Source organism: Micromonospora chaiyaphumensis (genome assembly GCF_900091435.1).
Taxonomy (GTDB): Bacteria; Actinomycetota; Actinomycetes; order Mycobacteriales; family Micromonosporaceae; genus Micromonospora; species Micromonospora chaiyaphumensis.
Map to the genome: position 1 here is coordinate 1 of NZ_FMCS01000017.1, position 21,416 is coordinate 21,416.

Here is a 21,416-nt window from a genome sequence, read left to right on the forward strand (position 1 = left end):
AGGCCGAGACCTGCACGGTCTGCGCGGCCTCGGTCAGCGGCATGTCCTGCCAGCCGTCGACCTGCTTCAGGCCCTTCAGGAAGGCCAGGGTCGAGTACTCGGGGTCGGTGATCTGCTCCGGCGTGCCCCAACCCGAGCTCGGGCGCTGCTGGAACAGGCCCAGCGAGTCGTGATCGTTCTTGTCGCCGAGGTGGCCGAGGTTCTCCAGCTTCGACTCCTGCAGCGACGTGGCGATCGAGATGACCGCGGCCCGCTCCGGCAGACCGGCCTTCTTCGTCGCCGCGATGATCGCCTTCGCGTTCGCGGTCTGCTCACCGTTCAGGTCGATCTTCGACTGAGCGCCCTGCACCGTCGCGACCGCGACCGGCCTGCCCTCGACGGGGCGGGCGTCGGCGTGAGCGGCGACCGGACCGGCGAACACGCCACCGGTGAAAGCCAGACCAGCAATACCCAGCACGCTCTTACGCAGCATCGAGTTCATGACAAAGCTCCTTGGGGGTTGGCGCACACGCCGATGGGGGTCGGCCGTGCGCAAGCACCGTCAGGCGCTCAAAGAAAGTCTTGGGGGATCATCCAGCGCGCGGGGCTTAGGCCTCTTCGTCGCGCCGGGACCATGTACAACGACCGGCGGCCCACCATCATTCCGGGCCCGGCACACCCACCTTGATTGGCGGGGCGGTTCCCGGAGGGGCCGGTCACCCCGCTGGGCGGGGCGCCTTCCTCGGTCGTGCACCGGGTACAACGACCCCCGCCCACCCACCATTCCACCGCCGGGGTGCCACCGGTCACCCCCACGAAACGGACACACCGCCCAGATCACGACGGTCGGTGGAACACCATGGGTGGATCCGGGCCCCGGAGACACCCACAGCGTTCCACTCACCGCCCGAGGGACGGCGCGAAACGGACAATCCGCCGGGGCTCAGACCGGTCGGTGGAACGGTGTGGAGGTATCCCGGCCGCGGAGACCTCCATGGCGTTCCACTTAGCCGCCGGGTGATGGCAGGCAACGGACATTCCTCGCGCCACCCCGCGATGGGACGTGATCGACACCAGGTCGCCGGGATGGCGGTGACCACGCATGCGGGACACCGCCACCTCGGCGAGGTGGAGTGGATCAAGGCTCGGCTTCTGCCGTCGGCAGATCCGCTCACCGTGAACATCGCTCACGGAAGGGCGCCGGCGGGGCAGGGTGGGACGCATGAGAGTTCTGATGCTGGGCGGTACGGGATTCGTCGGTGGGGCCGTGGTGACAGAGGCGGTGCGCCGCGGCTGGTCGGTGACGGTGTTCAACCGGGGGCTGCACGGCAGCGCGCCCGAGGGCGTACACCGGTTGCGGGGTGACCGCACAGCGCCGGACGGGCTGGCGGCCCTCGCCGGCGGCGAGTGGGACCTGGTGGTCGACACCTGGGACGGCGCGCCCCGGGCGGTCCGTGACGCGGCGCGCGCCCTGGCCGGCGCCGTGCCGCACTACGTCTACGTCTCCAGCGGCTCGGTCTACGCGCCGCCGGTCGGGCTGGGCACCGCCGAGGACGCGCCGGTCTTCGAGGCCGGGGCGGACGCGGGTGACGGGGACTACCCGCAGAACAAGGCGGGCGGGGAGCGGGCCGCCGTGGAGGTGTTCGGCGACCGGGCGCTGCTGGTGCGGGCCGGGCTGATCCTCGGGCCGGGCGAGGACATCGGGCGGCTGCCCTGGTGGCTGCACCGCGTCGCCCGGGGCGGGGAGGTGCTGGCTCCCGGCCCGCGCGACCTGCCGGTGCAGTACGTCGACGCGCGGGACCTGGCGATCTGGTTGCTGGACCGGGGGAGTGAGGGCGCCGGTGGGGCGTACAACGTGGTCAGTCGGACCGGGCACACGACGATGGGTGAGCTGCTCGACGCGGCCGTGGCGGTGACCGGCGCGGACGCGACGCTGCGCTGGACGGACCCGGACGCGCTCCTGGCGGCGGGCGTCGAGCCGTGGAACGACCTGCCGATCTGGATCCCGCTCGGGCACGAGTACCGCTGGTTGCAGGAGCGGGACGTCGAGCGGGCCCACGCCGCGGGCCTGGCCTGCCGGCCGGCGGCCGAGACGGTCGCGGACACGTGGCGCTGGCTGCGCGAGGTGGGCCAGGTGCCGGCCCGGGCGGGACGTCCGGCGCGGGCGCCGGTCGGCCTGGCCCCGGAGCGGGAGGCGGCCCTCCTGGCCGCCCTGCGGGCCTGACCACCGGCAACGAAGACCGGCGACGACGCCCGACGACGACGGGCGATGCCGACCGGCGCGACCGCCGGCCGTCAGCGCACCACGGGCAGGTCGAGCACGGCGTCGACCGGCCGGCGCGGGGTGGTGCGGCCGGGCTGGCCGTACCCGATCCGCATCACCATCTGCGGTGTGCCGAACCGGCCCAGGGACAGCCGCAGCGCCTCCCGCGCCCCGGGCACCTCGATCGGCTGGGAGAGCATCGACACGGCCAGGCCGGCGTCGGTCGCGGTGAGCAGCACCCGTTGCAGGGCCTGCCCGGCGACGATCTGGTCGGTGGCGGTGTTGCCGGTCGAGCCGAGCACGGCGACCAGCGGTTCCGGCTCGAAGTCCCGGCCGGGGGCGCGGTTGCGGCCGCCGAAGCCGCGCTGCGGCAGCAGGTCCTGCGGTTCGCTCTGCGGCCCGCCCGCGGCGGCCGGCACGCCGTCGGGGGACGGCTCGGAGCGGATCCACCGGGTCCGCTCGGTGACGTACGCGGAGTCACGCTCCAGCACCCGGTGCGCGCTGCGGGCGATCTCGGCGAAGGCGTTGACGGCCGTGGTGCCGATGACGAGTTCCAGCCAGCACTGCTCGGCGCGGGCGGCCTCGACGAGGCGCCAGCGCGCGTCGGCGGGGACCGGATCGGGCCAGAAGGGCGCGCGGTTGCTGAACCGGCGGGCGATGGCGCGGTGCAGGCTCTGCTCGGCCGGGGTGGGCCGGCGCGGCACGTCGGGGACGAGCCGCGCCACCACGTCCGGGTCGCCGGGGTACGGGCGGAGCCGCACCGTGGCCGGTGTGCCCGCCGTGGCGAGGGCCAGCCGCAGGTTGCACAGGGCCGCCCCGCAGGCGATCCGGGTGCCCCAGCCGCTCGGGTCGCTGGCGGGCAGCCGGCGCCGCGGGTCGACGGCGAGTTCGATCCCGCCGTCGACGAGGCGGAACCGCCACGGCTGGGTGTTGTGCAGCGACGGCGCGCGCACCGCGTCCGCGGCGGCTTTTCGCAGCTGGTCGACCGTGTAGCCCGTGGTCATGGCTGGCTCCCTCCGTGCGGGCCGCCCTGCCGGCCGGTCCGTCTCCACCGTCCGTCACCGGGTGGGGCGGCGAGCAGGGCCGGAGGTCCCCACCTGGGCGGGTCCGTCTGCCCGCCGCGGCCGCGTGCCGGTCGGGACCTTCGGCCCGTGCGGGACCTCCGGGCGGGAGGGTAGAAAGGACGGATGATCCGGGTGTTCCTGCTCGACGACCACGAGGTCGTCCGTCGTGGCCTTGCCGACCTGCTGCAGAGCAGCGGCGACATCGAGGTGGTCGGCGAGTCCGGCTCGGCGCAGGAGGCGTCCCGCCGCATCCCGGCGCTCCGCCCCGACGTGGCGATCCTCGACGCCCGGCTGCCCGACGGCAACGGCATCGACGTGTGCCGGGACATCCGCGCCGTGGACTCGTCGATCAAGGGACTGATCCTCACCTCGTACGAGGACGACGAGGCGCTCTTCGCGGCGATCATGGCCGGTGCCGCCGGTTACGTGCTCAAGCAGATCCGCGGCACCGACCTGGTGGACGCGGTCCGGCGGGTGGCGGCCGGGCAGTCCCTGCTCGACCCGGCGATCACCACCCGGGTGCTGGAGCGGATCCGCAGCGGCGTCGAGCAGCCGCGCGAGCTGAAGTCCCTCACCGAGCAGGAGCGGCGGATCCTGGAGTACGTGGCCGAGGGGCTCACCAACCGGGAGATCGCGGGCAGGATGTTCCTCGCCGAGAAGACGGTGAAGAACTACGTCTCCAGCGTGCTGGCCAAGCTCGGCCTGGAGCGGCGTACGCAGGCCGCGGTGCTGGCCACCCGGCTGCTCGGCAAGAGCCACTGAGTCCGGGCGTCCCGCCCGGTCAGTCGCGCAGCGGGACGCTCCAGCGCAGCTCGGTGCCGTGCGGCGCCACCCGGCCGAGCTGGAAGTCGCCGCCCAGCCGTTCGGCCCGCTCGCGCAGGTTCACGAGGCCGCTGCGGGCCGCCTCCGGGTCGCAGCCCACACCGTCGTCGGTGACCGTGACGCTCACCCAGCCGGCGTCGACCTGCACCCGCACCGACACCCGGTCGGCCCGCGCGTGGCGTACCGCGTTGGAGAGCGCCTCGCGGAGCACGGCGGTGAGTTCGGGGCGGAGCTGGTCCGGGACGGCACTGTCGATGGGGCCGACGAGGTCCAGGCCGGGCCGGTAGCCCAGGGACTCGGCGGCCGCCTCGATGGCCTCGCGGATCTCGGTGCGCAGCGCTGCGCTCATGGGGGTGCGCAGCTCGAAGATCGTGCGGCGGATGTCGCGGATGGTGGCGTCCAGGTCGTCGACCGCCTGGTTGATCCGCTTGGCCACCTCGGGGCGGGCGTTCATGGCGCCGCTCTGCAACTGCAGGCCGGTGGCGAACAGCCGCTGGATCACCACGTCGTGCAGGTCGCGGGCGATCCGCTCGCGGTCCTCCAGGACCACCAGCAGTTCCCGTTCCTCCTGGCCCCGGGCCCGCTCCATGGCCAGCGCGGCCTGGCCGGCGAAGCTGCCGAGCAGGGCCACGTCGTCCTCGGCGGCGGGACCCCGGTCGGGCCGGTGCGCGACGACCAGCACGCCGTGCAGGGTGTCCGCGGCGGCGAGGGGGGACACGACGGCCGGGCCGGCGACGACCGGGTGCGGCCAGGGGGCCGCCTCGGCGAGGTTCTCCAGCAGCTCGTGGCGGCGATCGGTGACCGAGCCGGCGAAGGTGGTCTCGCCGGCGGGCAGCACCGCGCCGATCAGCTTCCGGGCGGTACTGCCGTCGGCGCCGTCGACCACCTCGACGGTGAAGTGGCGCTCGTCCTCGTCGTAGAGCAGGACGAGGGCCAGCACGGCGTCGGCGACCTCGCGGGCCCGCCGGGCGACAAGGGTCAGCGCGTCGGTGCGGCGGACCTCGCCGAGCAGCACCGAGGTGATCTCGGCGGTCGCGGCCAGCCAGCGTTCCCGCCGGTGGGCCAGGGCGTAGAGGCGGGCGTTCTCGATCGCCACACCGGCCGCCGCGGCGAGCGCGACCACGATCTCCTCGTCGTCCTCGGTGAATTCGGCGGCGCCCTGCTTCTCGGCCAGGTAGAGGTTGCCGAACACGTGGTCCCGGATGCGTACGGGGACGCCGAGGAAGCTGTGCATCGGCGGGTGGTTCGGGGGGAAGCCGTAGGACCGGGGGTGCCGGGTGATGTCCGGCATGCGCAGCGGGCGGGGGTCGTCGATGAGCAGGCCGAGCACGCCACGCCCGTGCGGCAGCTCACCGATCTCGGCGTGCAGCTCGTCGCTGATGCCGTGGACGATGAAGTCGTGCAGCAGCCGGTCCGCACCGATCACACCGAGCGCGCCGTAGCGGGCGCCGACCAGCTCGCAGGCCGACGCCACGATCCGTTGCAGGGTGCTGCGCAGGTCGAGGTCGGAGCCGATGCCGACGACCGCGTCGAGCAGGGCGCGCAGCCGCTCCCGGTTGGTGACCACCTCGCCGACCCGGTCCAGCATCTCCTGGAGCAGCTCGTCGAGCCGCACCCGGGACAGCGGCGTCAGCCCCAGCGAGGGGGTGACGTTCTCGTTGCGTGGATTCGGTGCGCTGGCCACCGGGCGATGCTATCGCCCGGTGGCCGCCGGGCCGAAGATCCGTCAGGAGAGCTGGCCGCGCACCGCCGACGTGTCGACGGTCTGCGCGACGTCCAGCCGCGGGGTGTGCGGGGGGCCGGCGTGCGTCGGGTCGGCCAGACCGAGGCGCATCGAGATGTACGGGAAGCCGAGGCCGGACAGCATCTGCCGGAGCGTCTGGCGGGTGCTGTCGACCTCGACCACGCCGGAGAGCGGCACCAGGGAGACGCCGTGCCGGGTGGCGGTGAGCCAGGCGGCGGAGAGCGCCTCGCCGGCGCGCAGCCAGCTGTCCGGCTCGTCCTCGGTGCCCCAGAGGATCCCGTAGACGGCGGCCCGGTCGTGCCCCTCACCCACCGGCAGCGTGCCGTAGCCGAAGTCGCGGGCCGGAACGGTGGTCTCCGGAGCCCGCTCCGGCACGACCTCCGGCGGCAGCCCGGTGCCGGCGCGGGCCCGGCTGGTCCAGTACGCCAGCTCCTCCAGCAGGTCCGGGCTGTCCCTCTCGACGGCGGCCGCCTGCTGGGCGGCGGCGGCCAGCTCGATCTTCTGGTCGTCGTCCAGCACCTGCAGGTTGACGCCCTCCCGGGTGGCCGCCCGGTCGATCTCGCCCAGCACGGAGGTCGGGATCGGCTCGTCGCTGACCGGCCGGCGGTCGGTGTGGCGGACCTGCATGCACTGCACCGTGCGCATGGCGTCCGGGTCCGCGCCGGTGGGCTTGAACCCGGTCAGCCGGGCGACCAGATCGGGCTGGCCGGGGTCGGGCACGCGCTCCACCACCGGGGTCCAGCCCTCGGCGGCCAGCGCCACCCGGGCGTGGTGCAGCGCGACGCCGCAGCTCAGCACCAGCAGCCGGCCCTCCGGGTCCAGGACGCTGAGGTGCCGCTCCCGGACCACGCGCAGCTCCAGCGTGTCGGGCAACACCGTCCAGTGCCACGGCTGCGTGTTGTGCACCGAGGGAGCATGGCCGGCCATTCCGGCGGCCTCCGCGAGGGCGGTGGTCAGCGGGCGGTCCGTGGCCGGCTTCTCGTGGCTCATCGTCACGACCTTCCTGTCTCTCCCCATCGTGCCCCACGCCCGGGTCACCCGGGTGGGGTTGCCCGCTCCATCCTCGGCCATGTCCGCGGTGGTCGCACGCGTCCGACGTCCCGCGCGCACGGGCCCTTCGACCCGTCGGATCACCCAGGTCTGCCCTACCCGGGCCGCTGCGACGCGGAGACGGCCGCGGGCCAGCTCAGCGTTCGCGGACCACCGCGACCGGGCACTGGGCGTGCTGGATGAGTTGCTGGCTGACCGAGCCGAGCAGCATCCCGCGCAGCCCGCCCCGGCCCCGGCTGCCCACGACCACGAGCTGGGCCGACCGGCTCTCCTCGACCAGCAGCGCGGCGGGGCTGCCCGGGTTGGCCACCACCTCGACCGGCACGTCCGGGAAGGCCTCCCGCCAGGGGACCAGGTCCGCCTCGGCGGCGGCCCGCTCGGTGGCGGCGGCCTCCTCCGGGTCGAAGCCCGGCGGCACCCGCCCCTCGCCGGGCGGCTCCCAGACCCGCAGCGCTCGCAGGGGCACGTCCCGCTGGGCGGCACGCTCGACGGCGAAGCCGAGCGCCTGCACCGACGACGGGGAGCCGTCCGTGCCGACGACCACCGGACCGGACGTGGCCGGCCGGCCGTCCCGGACCACGATCACCGGGCAGTGCGCGTGCGCCGTGACGCTGACGGCGGTGGAGCCGGTGAGCAGCCCGGCGAAGCCGCCGTGGCCCCGGCTGCCGAGCACCAGCATCCCCGCCTCGGCGGAGCGCTCCTGGAGGACCAGCGCGGGCGGGCCGTCGAAGACCTCGCCGTGCACGGTCAGCCCCGGCCGGTCCGCGGCGGCGTCCGCCGCCGCCCGGCGGACCAGGTCCTCGACCTGCCGCCGGGCGGTCTCGTCGGGCCAGACGCCGGGCGCCACGCCGGGACCGATCCAGCCGGCCACGGTCAGCCACTCGAAGACGTACGCCAGCCGGACCGGCCGGCCCGAGCGGCCCGCCTCGTCCAGCGCCCAGTTCAGGGCCACCGTCGCGTCGGCGGAGCCGTCGTAGCCGACCAGGATCTCCTCGCCGTTCATGCCCCGCTCCGCACGGCCGGGTCGGTCTCCCGGATCCAGCGCCACTCGGCGACCCGGGGGTCGTCCTCGCCGTGCTGCCGGGTGTAGTCGCGGCAGGACTGCCGGAGGTCCACCATCTCCTGGCGCAGGTGGGCGGCGCGCGAGCGCAGCCCGGGCAGCCGGTCGATGACGTCGATGACCAGGTGGAAGCGGTCGAGGTCGTTGAGCATCACCATGTCGAACGGCGTGGTGGTGGTGCCCTCCTCCTTGTAGCCGCGCACGTGGAGGTTGTCGTGGTTGGTCCGGCGGTAGGTGAGCCGGTGGATCAGCCACGGGTAGCCGTGGTAGGCGAAGATGACCGGCTTGTCGCGGGTGAAGATGGTGTCGAACTCGCTGTCCGGCAGGCCGTGCGGGTGCTCCGACGGCGGTTGCAGGCGCATCAGGTCGACCACGTTGACGAGCCGGACCTTGAGGTCGGGCAGGTGCTGGCGGAGCAGGTCGGCCGCCGCGAGCGTCTCCAGGGTCGGCACGTCGCCGGCGCAGGCGAGCACGACGTCGGGCTCGCTGCCGTCGTCGGTGCTGGCCCAGTCCCAGATGCCCAGGCCGCGGCGGGTGTGCTGGATGGCCTCCTCCATGGTCAGCCAGTTGGGCGCCGGCTGCTTCCCGGCCACCACCACGTTGATGTAGTGCCGGCTGCGCAGGCAGTGGTCCATGGTGGAGAGCAGGGTGTTGCCGTCCGGCGGCAGGTAGACCCGCACCACCTCGGCCTTCTTGTTGACCACGTGGTCGATGAAGCCCGGGTCCTGGTGCGAGAAGCCGTTGTGGTCCTGCCGCCAGACGTGACTGGAGAGCAGGTAGTTCAGCGACGCCACCGGCGCGCGCCACGGGATCTGACGGGTCACCTTGAGCCACTTGGCGTGCTGGTTGACCATCGAGTCGACGATGTGGATGAACGCCTCGTAGCTGGTGAAGATGCCGTGCCGGCCGGTCAGCAGGTAGCCCTCCAGCCAGCCCTGGCACAGGTGCTCGGAGAGCACCTCCATGACCCGGCCGTCGGGGGACAGGTGGTCGTCGCCGGGGAGCCGGCTGCCGACGAATGCCCGGTCGGTGACCTCGAAGACGGCACTGAGCCGGTTCGAGGCGACCTCGTCGGGGCCGAACAGGCGGAACGTCTCCGGGTTGCGGGTGATCACGTCGCGGACCCAGGGGCCCAGCGCGCCGGTGGCGCCCGCCATCGGCGTGCCCGGTTCCTTGACGTCGACCGCGTAGTCACGGAAGTCCGGCAGCTCCAGGTCGCGCAGCAGCCGGCCGCCGTTGGCCACCGGGTTGGCGCTCATCCGCCGGTCGCCGGTGGGTGGCAGGTTTGCCAGGTCGGGGACCGGCGCGCCGGTGGCGTCGAACAGTTCCTCCGGCCGGTAGCTGCGCAGCCAGCGCTCCAGCTCGGCCAGGTGCGCCGGGTTGTCGCGTACCCCGTCGATGGGCACCTGGTGGGCGCGGAAGGTGCCCTCGACCTGCTTGCCGTCGACGTCCGCCGGGCCGGTCCAGCCCTTCGGCGTACGGAGGATGATCATCGGCCAGCGGGGGCGCTCGACCTCGCCCCCCGTGCGGGCCCGGCGCTGGATCTCGGCGATCTCGTCGACCACCCGGTCCAGGGTGGCGGCGAGGGTCTGGTGCACCCGGGCCGGGTCGTCGCCCTCGACGACGTACGGCTGGTAGCCGAAGCCGCGCATCTGGTCGAGCAGGTCCTCGGCGGGGATCCGGTCGAGCACCGTCGGATTGGCGATCTTGTAGCCGTTGAGGTGCAGGATCGGCAGCACCGCCCCGTCCCGGGCCGGGTTGAGGAAGACGTTGGACAGCCAGCTCCCGGCCAGCGGCCCGGTCTCCGCCTCGCCGTCGCCGATCACGCAGGCGACCAGCAGGTCCGGGTTGTCGAACGCGGCGCCGTACGCGTGGCTCAGCGCGTATCCCAGCTCGCCGCCCTCGTGGATCGAACCCGGCACCTCCGGCGCCACGTGGCTGGGGATGCCGCCGGGGAAGGAGAACTGGCGGAACAGCCGCTGCATGCCGGTCTCGTCGCGGGCGATGTGGTGGTAGAGCTCGCTGTAGGTGCCCTCCAGCCACGTGTTGGCCACCAGGGCGGGGCCGCCGTGGCCCGGGCCGGTGACGAAGATGGCGGATAGGTCCCGGCCGACGATGATCCGGTTGAGGTGCGTGTAGAGGAGGTTGAGGCCGGGGCTGGTGCCCCAGTGCCCGAGCAGTCGGGGCTTGATGTGCTCGGGCTTCAGCGGCTCACGCAGCAGCGGGTTGTCGAGCAGGTAGATCTGCCCGACGGTGAGGTAGTTGGCCGCCCGCCAGTAGGCGTCGAGCCGGCGCAGCTCGTCCTCGGTCAGTGGGCTGTGCAGGTCCAGAGCGGTGTCCATGCTGCGTTAGCCTCTCGCGGCTCGGGGTCTTCTGCCACCCGGGAGCGGATCGGCCGCCCCCGGCACGTCCAGCCTCGTCCCTCGGCCGGCGCGTCGATCAGGGCCGTAGGTCCCGGACCGGGCGGGCGTCATGACCCGTCCTCGTCGTCGGGGTCGAGTCCACGGACGACGATCACCGGGGCCGGCGAGTGATAGAGCAGCGTCTGGCTGACCGCGCCCAGCATGCCCCGCAGCGGCTCGTCACCGCGCGCCCCGACCAGCGCCACCTGTGCCGAGCGGGACTGTTCCAGCAGGACGGCACCGGGATCGCCGCTGATCGTGTGGCACTCGACGGCCACCCCGGGATGCCGGGCACCGTACCGGGAGACGGCCTCGTCGAGCAGGCCGTCGTCGCCGTCGGGGTGGTGGCTGGGCTCCGTCACCCGGATGGCGAGCAGCCGGGTGCCGCGGCTCTCGGCGCAGTCGAAGGCGTACGCCAGGGTGGCGTGCGAACTCTCCGACCCGTCGAAGCCGACCAGCAGGGGCCCCTGCGGGGGCGGCTCGATCCGGGCCACCAGCACCGGGCAGCCGGCCCGGGCGGCGAGCTGCACGGCCGGCACGTCGGCGGGTACGCAGGACGCGCAGCCGGCCATGCCGCCGTCGCCGACCGCCAGCAGGAACGCCGAGTCGGAGGCGCGGACCAGCCCCTCGATCGGGTCGCCCTCGACGATCTCGTCGGTGACCGGCAACCCCGGCGCGGCCTCGGCGGCCACCCGCCCGGCCTTCTCCAGCAGCTCCTCGGCGGCCGCACGCGGGCCGCTCACCGAGAACGACTCCAGGGCTGCCGCCCAGTTGAAGGCGTGCAGCAGGTGCAGCGGCCGGTCGTGCGCGGCGGCCTCACCGGCGGCCGTCCGGACCACCTCGAGGTCCTCCGCCGAGCTGCCCACGCCGACCACCACCGCGCCATGGGTGGGTGCGGGCATCCCGGCTCACCTCCCGACCGCGCTCTCCTCACCCACGGTAGTCGTGCGGGTGTCCGCCGGGACCCGGTCGGCGGAACTGGCGTCGACGGGAGGGATCAGCGTGGGCTGGGCAGGGCCGGGTGGACGCGGACGACCACGGCCGTGGCGTTGTCCTCGCCGCCCTCGGCCAGGCTCGCGGCGAGCAGGGCCGCCGCGGTCCGGGCGGGGTCGCGGCGCGCCGCCAGCAGGTCGCGCAGCCGGTGGTAGCCGAGCTGGTCGCTCACCCCGTCAGTGCAAAGCAGCCAGGTGTCGCCGCTGCGCAGCGGCACGGCGAGCAGGTCCGGCTCGGGCTTGTCCGGGTGGCCGACGTAGCGCAGCAGCTGGTAGCGGGCCCGGGCGGCCTCCGGCGAGTCGGGCGGCCACCAGCCGTGCAGCAGGCCGAGCCAGGCCATGCTGTGGTCGACGGTCACCAGTTCGAGCAGCCCGTCGCGCAGCCGGTACGCCCGTGAGTCGCCGAGCTGGACCAGCCAGCCCTGCCCGCCGTCGGGCTCGGCGACCAGGGCGGTGAGGGTGCAGCCGGTCAGCCCGGCCAGTCCCGCCCCGGCCCGGCGTACCCGGAGCTGGGTCTCGGTCGTGGCGGCGCGCAGCCGGGCGGCGTCGACGGCCGGCCAGCCGGCGCGGACCTGCGCCACGAAGGTGGTCATGGCGGTGGTGCCGGCGACCCGGCTGCCCTCGCCGTCGCCCATGCCGTCGGCGACCGCGGCCAGCGGCAGCTCCGGGTCGACGTGCAGGACGTCGAAGTTCTCCGCGTAGCGGTGCCCGACCACGCTGCCCCCGGCGATCTCCAGGGTGAGCCGGCCGACGGTCAGCCGGCGGGTGGCCTGGACCGGCTGGTCCAGCGGGCGGCGGCGGAACACCAGCGGACCGTAACACCGGTCGGGGTCGCGGCTCGGCAGGTCGCGGTGACGTGTCGGATTGTCAACCGGGGTTGACAAAGGGCCTTCCGTCAACCAAAGTTGACAACATGAGTCAGGCGACGGAACTCGCGGCGGCGGCCGGCAGCACCGACCCGAAGGTCGGGCTGCGGGCGGTGCTCGCCCTGCGCCGGCTGCTCGAACGGCTGGAGGTGGTCCAGGTGGACAACGCCCGACGGCAGGGCTGGTCCTGGCAGGAGATCGCCGACGCCCTCGAGGTCAGCCGGCAGGCGGTCCACAAGAAGCACGCCGGGCGACCGGCGGTCCGCGGAAGCTGGGAGGCGTGATGTTCGAACGGTTCACCGACCGGGCCCGCGCGGTGGTGCACCACGCGGTCGACGAGGCGCGCACCGAGGGCCGGCGCCCGGTCGGCACGGAACACCTGCTGCTCGGCGTGCTCGCCGACGGCGACAACCTGGCCGTCCGGGTGCTCTCGGCCGGCGGCATCCGGGCCGAGGACCTGCGCGCCGCCGTGGCCCGGCACACCGCGCACGGTGTCGACGGCCTCGGCGCGGCGGACGCGGCGGCGCTGCGCGAGATCGGCATCGACCTCGCCGCGATCGTCGCGCGGATCGAGGAGTCCTTCGGCCCGGACGCGCTGCGCGAAGCGGCCCCGGCGCCCCGCCGGTGGTGGGGTCGCCGCCCCGACAGCGGCCGGTTCTCCCCCCGCGCCAAGAAGGTGCTGGAGCTGTCCCTGCGGGAGGCGCTGCGGCTGCGCCACCGCCACATCGGCACCGAGCACATCCTGCTCGGGCTGCTGCGGGAGGGCAACGGGCTGGCCGCGCTCGTGCTCACCGAGGCCGGTGCGGACCTCGACGACCTGCGCCGCCGGGTCGAGGCGGCGCTGCGCACGGCGGCCTGAGCGGCCCGGCCGGCCGCCGCCACGGGTCCGGCAGCGGATCAAACCTGTTTGCGGTCCTCGCAACGTCGGCCGGTGTCGGGTCGCTGAGCCGCCCCGCTTGCTGCACACTTGCGCCGTGGACGGTGGAGACGAGAAGAGCCCGTTGACCGCGGACAACCCCGCACCACGCTCGGCCGTGGTGGTCAACCCGACCAAGGTGACCGATCTCGACAGGTTCCGCCGGACGGTGGACGGCGCCCTCACGGCCGCCGGCTGGCCCGCGCCGGCCTGGTACGAGACCACGGCGGAGGACCCGGGCCGGGGCCAGACCGAGGCGGCCGTCGAGGCCGGCGCCGAGGTGGTCTTCGCCTGCGGCGGCGACGGCACCGTGATGGCCTGCGTGACCGCGCTCGCCGGCACCGACGTGGCGCTCGCCGTGCTGCCCCAGGGCACCGGCAACCTGCTCGCCGCCAACCTCGGCCTCTCCGGCGACCTCGCCGCCGGGCTGGAGGTCGCCGTCGAGCGCGGCGTACGCCGGCTCGACGTGGGCGCGGTCGGCGACCGGTGCTTCGCCGTGATGGCCGGGATGGGCTTCGACGCGCAGATGCTCGACTCCACCTCCGAGACGACCAAGAAGCGGTTCGGCTGGCCGGCCTACGTGGTGGGGGCGGCCAAGCACCTGCGGGACCGGCCCATGCGGGTCTCGATCCGCATCGACGGCGGGCCGTCGCTGCGCCGGCGCGCCCGTTCGGTCCTGGTCGGCAACGTCGGCCGGCTCCAGGGCGGGGTACGCCTGCTCACCGACGCCGAGCCGGACGACGGCTGGCTCGACGTGGCGGTGCTGACCCCGCGGACGCTCGGTCACTGGCTCGCCCTCGGCTGGGCGGTGCTGCGGCGGCGGGGCAGCGTGCCCCGGATGGAGGTGTTCCGGGCCCGGAAGGTCGAGATCACCAGCAACCGGGCCCAGCCCCGGCAGCTCGACGGCGACCTCATCGAGCCGGGCCGGTCCCTGAAGATCGAGATCCGGCCCGAGTCGCTCTGGCTCTGCGTGCCGCGGCCGGCGCGCCACCCCGACCTGTCCGTCGACGCCGACGCGGCCGCCGAGCGCGGCGAGCGGCTGGTCGAGGAGGCCCGGCATGAGTAGCACCAAACTGGTCCCCGAGACCCGGCTGATGGCGAAGGAGGAGCTCTCCGCCGACGACGCCTGGCACACCCTGCGCCGCCACGGCGGCTGGCACCTGCTCCGGGACGCCTTCATCCGGTTCCGCTACGGCGACGGCTTCAGCCACTCGCGGGCCCTCGCGCTGCAGCTCTGCCTCGCCGTGGTGCCGTTCCTCATCGCGCTCACCGGCCTGATCACCGACCTCGGCGTCGACGAGGGCGGCAAGGTGGTCGCCGACACCGTGCTGGCGATCACCCCGGGCCAGAGCGAGTCGATGGTGCAGGAGCTGCTGGCGGACACCGAGCGCACCGAGGACGCCGGTGAGCTGGCGCTGACCCTCGGCCTGCTGACCGGCCTCGTGGCGCTCACCACCACGATGGCGCAGATCGAGCGGGGCGCGAACCGGATCTACGGCGTCGAGCGGGACCGCCCGGCCCTCTTCAAATACCTGCGGGCCGCGGTCCTCGCGCTGGTCGCCGGCGTGCCCGCGCTGGCCGGGTTCCTGATCCTCGTCGGCGGCCGGGCCATGGGCGACTCGGTCCGGCGGCACTACGAGTGGGGCGACCTCGCCCACGGCGCCTGGGACGTGGTCCGCTGGCCGCTCAGCCTCGGCCTGACCGTGCTCGCCGTGGCGGTGCTGTTCCGGCACGCGCCCCGGCGTAACCAGCCCGGACTGTCCTGGCTCTTCTTCGGCGCCGGCATCGCCACCGCGCTCTGGTGGCTGGCCAGCCTGCTGCTCGCCGCCTACGTGAAGTACAGCGGCGGATTCGGGCAGACGTACGGCGCACTGACCGGCATGATGGCCCTGCTGATCTGGGCCAACCTGACCGGGATGGCGCTCTTCGGCGGGCTGGCGTTCGCCGCCCAGTTGGAGGCCATGCGGATCGGGGTGGAGGAGCCCGCCCAGCCCGACCTCTGGGAGCCGGAGGCCGAGCGCGAGGAACTCCTCGACACCGGCGACATGACCGCCCTCTGACGTCGCACCGGCCTCCGGCGTGTACGCGGAGTCCGAATCGGGTACCGCACGCCTCGCAGCAGACGAGGGAGGTGCGGGGTGACCGCGGTCAAGGAGGCGACGCGCCGCCCGCTCGGCCATTTCGCCGAGCGGAGCCTGGCGGGCCTGCTCGTCGTGGCCGGCGCGGGAGTCGGTTTCGGCGTGCTGCTCATGCTCGTCCGGTTCCACTGGGGCCCGCTCTACCGGGCCGACCACGAGGCGGCCGAATGGTTCAACCACCTCGTGGCGCCGCACCACCCGCTGGTCACCGTGCTCCAGGCGGTCACCGACCTGGGCGGGCGGCCGGTGCTCATCTGGCTGGTCACCATCGCGGTGGTCGGCCTGCTGATCCGCCGCCAGTCCCGGCTGGCCGTCTACCTGATCATCACCGGGGCGGGCGGGCTGATCCTCGACCCGTCGCTCAAGGCGCTGGTGGGCCGGCTGCGCCCGGTCGTGGACGTGCCGGTGGCCCACGCACCCGGCAACAGCTTCCCGAGCGGCCACGCGCTCGGCTCGTTCGTCGCGTACGGGGCGCTGCTGCTGGTGTTCCTGCCGGCCGTGGCGCCGCGCTGGCGCAAGCCGGCCATCGCCGTCGCCGGCCTGCTGGTCGTCCTCATCGGGCTGACCCGGATCGCGCTGGGCGTGCACTTCGTCTCGGACGTGCTGGGCGGCTGGCTGCTCGGCGCGGCCTGGCTGGGCGTGACGGCGTACGCCTTCCGGCTGTGGCGGCGCGAGCGCGGCCGGCCGGTGCCGCCGCTCACCGAGGGCCTGGAGCCCGAGGCGGGGGAGGAGATCACGCCCGCCCCGGCCGAGGAGCACGTGCTGGAGCACCCCCGCTCGTCCGTGGCCGAGCTGCTGGTGGGCTGGGTGCTCGTGTTCGGCGCCCTCTACGCCTTCGGCATGTACGTCAGCTACCACGCCAAGGGCACGATCTTCGACACCCTGGACACGGAGGTGCCGCAGTGGTTCGCCGACCGGCGTACCGACGCGCTCACCGACCTGAGCTGGTGGTGGAGCAAATTCGGTGACACCCACGCCATCCTGCTGGTCTCGCTGGTGTTCTGCCCGATCGTGCTGGCGATCTGGAAGCGGTGGCGGCCGGTGCTCTTCGTGGTGCTGGCGATGTTCGGGGAGCTGAGCCTGTTCCTGGCGACGGCCCGGGTGGTGGAGCGGCCCCGCCCGCCGGTGGAGAACCTGGACGGGCAGATGCCCACCTCGTCCTTCCCGTCCGGGCACATCGCGGCGACCATCTGCCTGTGGACCGCCATGGCGATCATCGTGCTGCCGCGCACCGACCGCTGGTGGCGCTGGCTCTTCGTGGCCATGGCCGTGATCATGCCGGTCGGGGTGGCCACCTCCCGGATGTACCGGGGCATGCACCACCCGACGGACTTCATGGGCGCGATCCTGCTCGGCGCGCTCTGGCTCACGCTGCTCTGGTGGGTGGTCCGGCCGAACGCGGACGTGCGCCAGGGCAACCGGCCGGCCATCGAGTCGGAGCAGGTGCACGAGCTCGACGACGAGCTGGCGAAGGCCGGCCGGGAGGACTGATCGGGCGCCGATGCTGCGGGCGATGACCTGGAACATCCGGACCGGCGGGCGGGACCGCGACGGCACCGACCGCCGGGACCGGATCGCCGCCGTGGTCGCCGACCAGCGCCCCGACCTGCTGGCCCTCCAGGAGCTGCGCGGCCTGGACTCCGACGGCGGGCTCGCCGAGCTGGCGGAGCGGGTGGGCATGGCGCCGCACCTGGCCCGGTCCTGTTTCGGGCAGCCCGTGGCGGTGCTGGTCCGCCCGCCGCTGCGGGTGCTGCGGGCGAGCCGGGTGCGCCGCCCGTTCCACCACGCCGCCGCGCGCGTCGAGGTGGCCACCGCGGCCGGCCCGCTGACCGTGTTCAGCACCCACCTGAACCCGTACTCGGGCGGGCGGCGGCGGATGGAGGCCGACTGGCTGGCGGCGGCCGTGCGGCGGACCGGGGGCGACCTCGCCCTGCTCGCCGGTGACCTGAACACCCTGGAGCCGGCTGTCGACCACACCGCCCGGCTGGCCGGCCTCGCCCCCCTCTACCGGCGGCGGCACGTGCGCCGCGACGGCCGTACCGTCGACACCCGCGCGGTGGCCCGGCTGCTCGACGCGGGCCTGGTCGACCTCTGGCCGCGCGCCGGCGGCGGCGAGCCGGCCGGGCTGACCGTGCCGACCCGGCACGGCGGGGCGGAGTTCGCCGGGATGCGGCTGGACTACCTGCTCGCCACCCCGGCGCTGGCCGCGACCGCCCGCGCGGTCCGGGTGGTCCGCGGCGGCGACGCGGACAGCGCCTCCGACCACTACCCGGTCGTCGCCGACCTGGCGCTGGCGCCCGGCTGACCCCGCACTGTCCGACGGCGCCCGGTTCAGACGAGCAGGTTCAGCAGCACGGTCAGGACGACCGACGCGACGATCGAGAAGAGGATCATCAGCAGGCAGCCGAGGCCGCCGCCGACGGGCCGGATCTCCGTGTTTCCGATGCGCATGGACTCACCTTCGCAGGACGGGCGCCAGCAGGTCGCGGATCGCGTCGGCGACCTGGCCGGGCGCGGTGGTGGCCACGTTGTGCGCGGCGCCCGGCACGGCGGCCGTCCGGGCGTCCGGCACCAGGCGGGCCGCCTCCGCGCGCCAGCCGGCCGGGACGACGGTGTCGCGGGTGCCGGTCAGCACCAGAGTCGGCGCGGTGACCCGCACCAGGTCCGCCTCGATCGTGTTGCGCACCGAGTGGGACAGGGTGGCGAACACCCGCCACGGGCGGGCGTCGAGGACGTCGCGCAGCAGGATCGGCGCCTGCCACTTCGCCTCCCACAGCGTGTCCAGCAGCCACCGGCCGATCTGGCCGCGCCGGGAACGGGCGGCCGGGTCGCTGGTCGGGCCGGCCAGCACCAGCGCCCGGACCAGGTCCGGGCGGCGGGCGGCGAGCGCCGCGACCACCTCCGCGCCGAACGAGTGGCCGAGCAGGCAGACCGGCCCCAACCGGTACGCGGCCAGCCACTCCGCCAGGAACGCGGCGTGCCGGGCCACGTCGTACGCCGTGCCCGGCCGCTCGGTGAGCCCGAAACCGGGCAGGTCCGGCACGTACACCGGGTGGGTGGCCGACAGGGCCACCGCCAGCGGGGTGAGGTAGCGGTGCGAGACGGCGAGGCCGTGCACCAGGACCACGGGCGGCCCGTCGCCGCCCGGGTCCGCCGCCCGGCGGGTGTGCGTACGCAGGCCGTCGATCAGCCGGAACTCGCTGGTGAGGCCGGCGGCCGGGCGGGGTGCGGCCAGGGCCAGCCGCAGCTCCGCCGGCCCGAAGCGCCCCGGTGGCGAGGGCCGGACGGCGGGACCGGTCACAGCTCGCGGAGCCGGGGCAGCAGCTCCTCCTGCGCCCAGTCCAGGAACATCGGCTGGCTGTCCGCGCCGACCTGGACCAGCGCCACATGGGTGAACCCGGCGTCGACGAACTTCTTGAACGCCTCGACGTGCCGGTCCACGTCCGGCCCGCAGGGGATCCCCTCGGCCACGTCCTCCTCGCGGACGAACTGGGTGGCCGCGGCGAAGGCGTCCGGGCCGGGCAGGTCGGCGTTGACCTTCCAGCCCAGGCCGAACCAGCGGAACTGGTCGTGCACGATCTTGCGGCACTCGGCCTCGTCCGGGCCGTAGCAGATGGCCACCTGCCCGTAGCGGGGCCGGCCCGCGCCGCCGGCCTCCTCGTACATCTCGACCAGGTGCGGCAGCGGGTCGGTGGCGATCATGGCGTCGGCGTAGTCGGCGGCGAGGGTGGCGGACTGCCGGCCGGAGGCGGCCACGGCCATCGGCACCGGGCGTTCCGGCCGGTCCCAGACGTAGGCGTCGGGCACGTCGAAGTGGTTGCCGGAGAACGTCAGCGTCTCGCCGTTGAGCAGGGGCCGGATGATCTGGAGCGCCTCCTCGAACATCTCGTGCCGCTGCTGCACGTGCGGCCACCCGCCCACCACGTGCTCGTTGAGGTTCTCGCCGGCGCCCAGGCCGAGGGTGAACCGCCCGTCCGACAGCACCCCGATCGTGCTGGCCTTCTGCGCCACCACGGCCGGGTGGTAGCGCCGGATCGGGCAGGTCACGAAGGACATCAGCTCGGCCCGGCTGGTGGCGTGCGCGACCGCACCGAGCACCGACCACGCGTACGGGGAGTGGCCCTGCGAGTCCAACCAGGGGTAGTAGTGGTCGGACATCACGAGGTGGTCGAAGCCGGCGGCCTCGGCGCGGACGGCGTGGTCGACCAGCTGCTTGGGGCCGGCCTGTTCGCACATGAGGGTGTAGCCGACGTTGACCATGGCACAGCTCCTTCCGGGCGGATCGTCCTCGGATACCCCGCGCAGCGGCGGTCAACCCTGGTGTCCGCTTCGGCGGCCGCCGTCTTGACGCGGGTGCGGATGCTGCCGGCAGTCGGGCTTAACCGGTTCAGACTCCGGTGGCGCACCATCCTGTGGTGGGGATGACCGCCCCTGCGGCGGCCCATGGCGACATGGGTCGGCGCAGGGCGCCGCCCCGAACGGCCGCTCTGCTTAACCGGTTGCCTTCCGCGATCCATCGCCCTACGCTGATGCCTGCGTCCGCCGGGAGTCGGGCGGCGGCTGCCGGGCTCAGCCGCCACGCCCCTCGTCACCATCACCGCACCCCTTGGGCACGGGGCAGACCTCCCTGAGGACAGCCATGAAGAAACTGCTCTCCGTCGCGGGCGCCGCCCTGCTGACGGTCCTCGCCGCCGTCTTCGCCTTCGGGCAGCCGGCCCACGCCGCCGCCGGCTTCTCCGTCGCGAACGGCCGGCTCTACGACGCCAACGGCACCGAGTTCGTCATGCGTGGGGTCAACCACGCGCACACCTGGTACGCGCAGCAGACCACCTCGTTCGCCAACATCAAGGCGCTGGGCGCGAACACGGTCCGGGTGGTGCTGGCCAGCGGCGACCGCTGGCCGAAGAACAGCGCGGCCGACGTCGCCAACGTCATCTCGCTCTGCAAGGCCAACCGGCTCATCTGCGTCCTGGAGGTGCACGACACCACCGGGTACGGCGAGCAGAGCGGCGCCATCACCCTGGACCGGGCGGTCGACTACTGGCTCAGCGTTGCCAGCGCGCTCCAGGGCCAGGAGAAGTACGTCATCGTCAACATCGGCAACGAGCCGTACGGCAACCAGGGCTACGGCACCTGGGCCACCGACACGGCCAACGCGGTCAAGCGGCTGCGGGCCGGCGGCCTGACCCACACGATCATGGTGGATGCCCCGAACTGGGGCCAGGACTGGTCGTTCACCATGCGCGACAATGCCGCGTCGGTCTTCGCCGCCGACCCGCAGAAGAACACCGTCTTCTCGATCCACATGTACGGCGTCTTCGACACCGCCGCCGAGATCACCGACTACCTGGGCCGGTTCCGCACCGCGCGGCTGCCCATCGTGGTCGGCGAGTTCGGCTTCAACCACTCCGACGGCAACCCCGACGAGGACACCATCCTGGCGTACAGCCAGGCCAACGGGATCGGCTACCTCGGCTGGTCGTGGAGCGGCAACGGCGGCGGCGTCGAGTACCTCGACATGGTCACCAACTTCGACCCGAACCAGTTGACCACCTGGGGTCAGCGGATCTTCAACGGCGCCAACGGCATCAAGGCCACCGCCCGGGAGGCCTCGGTCTACGCCGGCACGTCGCCGAGCCCGACCACCAGCCCGACGACCAGCCCGAGCCCGACGACCAGCCCGACCGGCGGCCCCACCCCACCGCCGGCCGGCTGCACCGCCGTCTACACAATCGTCAACTCCTGGCAGGGCGGCTTCCAGGGCGAGGTCAAGGTGACGGCCGGCGCCGCCGTGATCAGCGGCTGGACGACGAAGTGGACGTTCGCCAACGGCCAGACCGTCAGCCAGTCCTGGAACGCCGCGGTCAGCGGCAGCGGCGCCGCGTACACCGCGCGCAACGTGGACTGGAACGGCCGGCTCGGCGCCGGCGCCAGCACCTCGTTCGGCTTCCTCGGAACCTGGAACGGCAGCAACGCGATCCCCGCGGTGACCTGCACCGCGAGCTGAGCACGACCGGTGGCCGGGTCCGCGCGGACCCGGCCACCACCCCTGAACCACCACCTCCCCGTCCTGGTCGGCGAGGAGCAGGGCGATCATGCTGGCGGCGCTCCTCGCCGGTG

Annotated in this window: 18 protein-coding genes and 2 pseudogenes; 10 read left to right on the forward strand and 10 right to left on the reverse strand. The window is 74.0% G+C overall.

The annotated features are described in order from the left end of the window. Positions 1–481: hypothetical protein (locus GA0070214_RS30395; protein ID WP_091270045.1), on the reverse strand; the 481-nt coding region annotated here is incomplete at its 3' end. A 720-nt stretch (positions 482–1,201) separates the two neighbouring features. Here GA0070214_RS30395 and GA0070214_RS30400 point away from each other — a divergent pair. After that, positions 1,202–2,203: a Rossmann-fold NAD(P)-binding domain-containing protein gene (locus tag GA0070214_RS30400; protein WP_091269971.1), complete on the forward strand. Its 1,002-nt coding sequence runs from the start codon at positions 1,202–1,204 to the stop codon at positions 2,201–2,203. A gap of 71 nt (positions 2,204–2,274) precedes the next feature. Here the strand turns inward: GA0070214_RS30400 and GA0070214_RS30405 are convergent, their stop codons facing one another. Then, the gene (locus tag GA0070214_RS30405; protein ID WP_091269972.1) at positions 2,275–3,246 is read right to left on the reverse strand and encodes an Acg family FMN-binding oxidoreductase; all 972 of its coding nucleotides are present in this window, start codon (positions 3,244–3,246) and stop codon (positions 2,275–2,277) included. A 183-nt stretch (positions 3,247–3,429) separates the two neighbouring features. Here GA0070214_RS30405 and GA0070214_RS30410 point away from each other — a divergent pair, with 183 nt between their 5' ends. Further along, entirely contained in the window at positions 3,430–4,068 is a 639-nt protein-coding gene (locus tag GA0070214_RS30410) for a response regulator (RefSeq protein ID WP_091269973.1), read from the forward strand. A 19-nt stretch (positions 4,069–4,087) separates the two neighbouring features. Here GA0070214_RS30410 and GA0070214_RS30415 read toward each other — a convergent pair whose 3' ends face one another. The 6 genes from GA0070214_RS30415 to GA0070214_RS30440 form a co-directional block, all read right to left on the reverse strand. Further along, positions 4,088–5,761, reverse strand: coding sequence for a sensor histidine kinase (locus tag GA0070214_RS30415; RefSeq protein WP_208602965.1), 1,674 nt, complete (start codon positions 5,759–5,761; stop codon positions 4,088–4,090). Positions 5,762–5,854: 93 nt separating this feature from the next. Further along, positions 5,855–6,862: an Acg family FMN-binding oxidoreductase gene (locus GA0070214_RS30420; RefSeq protein ID WP_091269975.1), complete on the reverse strand. Its 1,008-nt coding sequence runs from the start codon at positions 6,860–6,862 to the stop codon at positions 5,855–5,857. 196 nt (positions 6,863–7,058) lie between these two features. Then, positions 7,059–7,925 (reverse strand): universal stress protein, encoded by an 867-nt coding sequence (locus GA0070214_RS30425; RefSeq protein WP_091270046.1) that lies wholly within the window; start codon positions 7,923–7,925, stop codon positions 7,059–7,061. Beyond that, positions 7,922–10,324 (reverse strand): phosphoketolase family protein, encoded by a 2,403-nt coding sequence (locus tag GA0070214_RS30430; RefSeq protein WP_091269976.1) that lies wholly within the window; start codon positions 10,322–10,324, stop codon positions 7,922–7,924. Before GA0070214_RS30430 ends, GA0070214_RS30425 begins: the two co-directional genes overlap by 4 nt. Positions 10,325–10,452: 128 nt before the next feature. Then, positions 10,453–11,286: a universal stress protein gene (locus GA0070214_RS30435; protein ID WP_091269977.1), complete on the reverse strand. Its 834-nt coding sequence runs from the start codon at positions 11,284–11,286 to the stop codon at positions 10,453–10,455. A gap of 95 nt (positions 11,287–11,381) precedes the next feature. Next, positions 11,382–12,182, reverse strand: a complete 801-nt coding sequence (locus tag GA0070214_RS30440; RefSeq protein ID WP_091269978.1) for a PP2C family protein-serine/threonine phosphatase — start codon at positions 12,180–12,182, stop codon at positions 11,382–11,384. Positions 12,183–12,289: 107 nt separating this feature from the next. Between GA0070214_RS30440 and GA0070214_RS30445 the strand changes: the two genes are divergently transcribed. The 7 genes and pseudogenes from GA0070214_RS30445 (at position 12,290) to GA0070214_RS30470 (ending at position 17,601) form a co-directional block, all read left to right on the forward strand. Further along, positions 12,290–12,526 carry an HTH domain-containing protein gene (locus GA0070214_RS30445; RefSeq protein ID WP_089010418.1) on the forward strand — a complete coding sequence of 79 codons (237 nt, stop codon included), beginning with the start codon at positions 12,290–12,292 and terminating at the stop codon, positions 12,524–12,526. After that, positions 12,526–12,729, forward strand: a pseudogene (locus GA0070214_RS33110) (Clp protease N-terminal domain-containing protein); the annotation flags it as partial. The gene GA0070214_RS30445 and the pseudogene GA0070214_RS33110, both read left to right, overlap by 1 nt. 144 nt (positions 12,730–12,873) lie before the next feature. Continuing rightward, positions 12,874–13,101, forward strand: a pseudogene (locus GA0070214_RS33115) (Clp protease N-terminal domain-containing protein); the annotation flags it as partial. 115 nt (positions 13,102–13,216) lie between these two features. Beyond that, positions 13,217–14,224, forward strand: a complete 1,008-nt coding sequence (locus GA0070214_RS30455; protein WP_091269980.1) for a diacylglycerol/lipid kinase family protein — start codon at positions 13,217–13,219, stop codon at positions 14,222–14,224. Next, on the forward strand, positions 14,217–15,218 hold the full coding sequence (locus tag GA0070214_RS30460; RefSeq protein WP_091269981.1) for a YihY/virulence factor BrkB family protein: 1,002 nt from the start codon (positions 14,217–14,219) through the stop codon (positions 15,216–15,218). Before GA0070214_RS30455 ends, GA0070214_RS30460 begins: the two co-directional genes overlap by 8 nt. A 78-nt stretch (positions 15,219–15,296) precedes the next feature. Then, entirely contained in the window at positions 15,297–16,787 is a 1,491-nt protein-coding gene (locus GA0070214_RS30465; RefSeq protein ID WP_091269982.1) for a phosphatase PAP2 family protein, read from the forward strand. 10 nt (positions 16,788–16,797) lie between these two features. Continuing rightward, entirely contained in the window at positions 16,798–17,601 is an 804-nt protein-coding gene (locus GA0070214_RS30470; protein WP_091269983.1) for an endonuclease/exonuclease/phosphatase family protein, read from the forward strand. Positions 17,602–17,751: 150 nt separating this feature from the next. On the opposite strand, the gene GA0070214_RS30475 is transcribed toward GA0070214_RS30470, so the two are convergent. Next, positions 17,752–18,597 carry an alpha/beta fold hydrolase gene (locus GA0070214_RS30475; RefSeq protein ID WP_091269984.1) on the reverse strand — a complete coding sequence of 282 codons (846 nt, stop codon included), beginning with the start codon at positions 18,595–18,597 and terminating at the stop codon, positions 17,752–17,754. Beyond that, on the reverse strand, positions 18,594–19,556 hold the full coding sequence (locus GA0070214_RS30480; RefSeq protein WP_091269985.1) for a TIGR03557 family F420-dependent LLM class oxidoreductase: 963 nt from the start codon (positions 19,554–19,556) through the stop codon (positions 18,594–18,596). Before GA0070214_RS30480 ends, GA0070214_RS30475 begins: the two co-directional genes overlap by 4 nt. Positions 19,557–19,935: 379 nt before the next feature. Between GA0070214_RS30480 and GA0070214_RS30485 the strand changes: the two genes are divergently transcribed. Then, positions 19,936–21,303 carry a cellulase family glycosylhydrolase gene (locus tag GA0070214_RS30485; RefSeq protein ID WP_091269986.1) on the forward strand — a complete coding sequence of 456 codons (1,368 nt, stop codon included), beginning with the start codon at positions 19,936–19,938 and terminating at the stop codon, positions 21,301–21,303. Positions 21,304–21,416 lie beyond the last annotated feature (113 nt).

What these genes read in the sequence shown, in the direction of transcription:
- GA0070214_RS30470 (WP_091269983.1), top strand. Translation starts at nt 16,798, where the DNA reads ATGCTGCGGGCGATGACCTGGAACATCCGGACCGGCGGGCGGGACCGC.
- GA0070214_RS30480 (WP_091269985.1), bottom strand. Translation starts at nt 19,556, where the DNA reads ATGGTCAACGTCGGCTACACCCTCATGTGCGAACAGGCCGGCCCCAAG.
- GA0070214_RS30460 (WP_091269981.1), top strand. Translation starts at nt 14,217, where the DNA reads ATGAGTAGCACCAAACTGGTCCCCGAGACCCGGCTGATGGCGAAGGAG.
- GA0070214_RS30425 (WP_091270046.1), bottom strand. Translation starts at nt 7,925, where the DNA reads ATGAACGGCGAGGAGATCCTGGTCGGCTACGACGGCTCCGCCGACGCG.
- GA0070214_RS30420 (WP_091269975.1), bottom strand. Translation starts at nt 6,862, where the DNA reads ATGAGCCACGAGAAGCCGGCCACGGACCGCCCGCTGACCACCGCCCTC.
- GA0070214_RS30445 (WP_089010418.1), top strand. Translation starts at nt 12,290, where the DNA reads ATGAGTCAGGCGACGGAACTCGCGGCGGCGGCCGGCAGCACCGACCCG.
- GA0070214_RS30485 (WP_091269986.1), top strand. Translation starts at nt 19,936, where the DNA reads ATGAAGAAACTGCTCTCCGTCGCGGGCGCCGCCCTGCTGACGGTCCTC.
- GA0070214_RS30410 (WP_091269973.1), top strand. Translation starts at nt 3,430, where the DNA reads ATGATCCGGGTGTTCCTGCTCGACGACCACGAGGTCGTCCGTCGTGGC.
- GA0070214_RS30435 (WP_091269977.1), bottom strand. Translation starts at nt 11,286, where the DNA reads ATGCCCGCACCCACCCATGGCGCGGTGGTGGTCGGCGTGGGCAGCTCG.
- GA0070214_RS30430 (WP_091269976.1), bottom strand. Translation starts at nt 10,324, where the DNA reads ATGGACACCGCTCTGGACCTGCACAGCCCACTGACCGAGGACGAGCTG.
- GA0070214_RS30400 (WP_091269971.1), top strand. Translation starts at nt 1,202, where the DNA reads ATGAGAGTTCTGATGCTGGGCGGTACGGGATTCGTCGGTGGGGCCGTG.
- GA0070214_RS30405 (WP_091269972.1), bottom strand. Translation starts at nt 3,246, where the DNA reads ATGACCACGGGCTACACGGTCGACCAGCTGCGAAAAGCCGCCGCGGAC.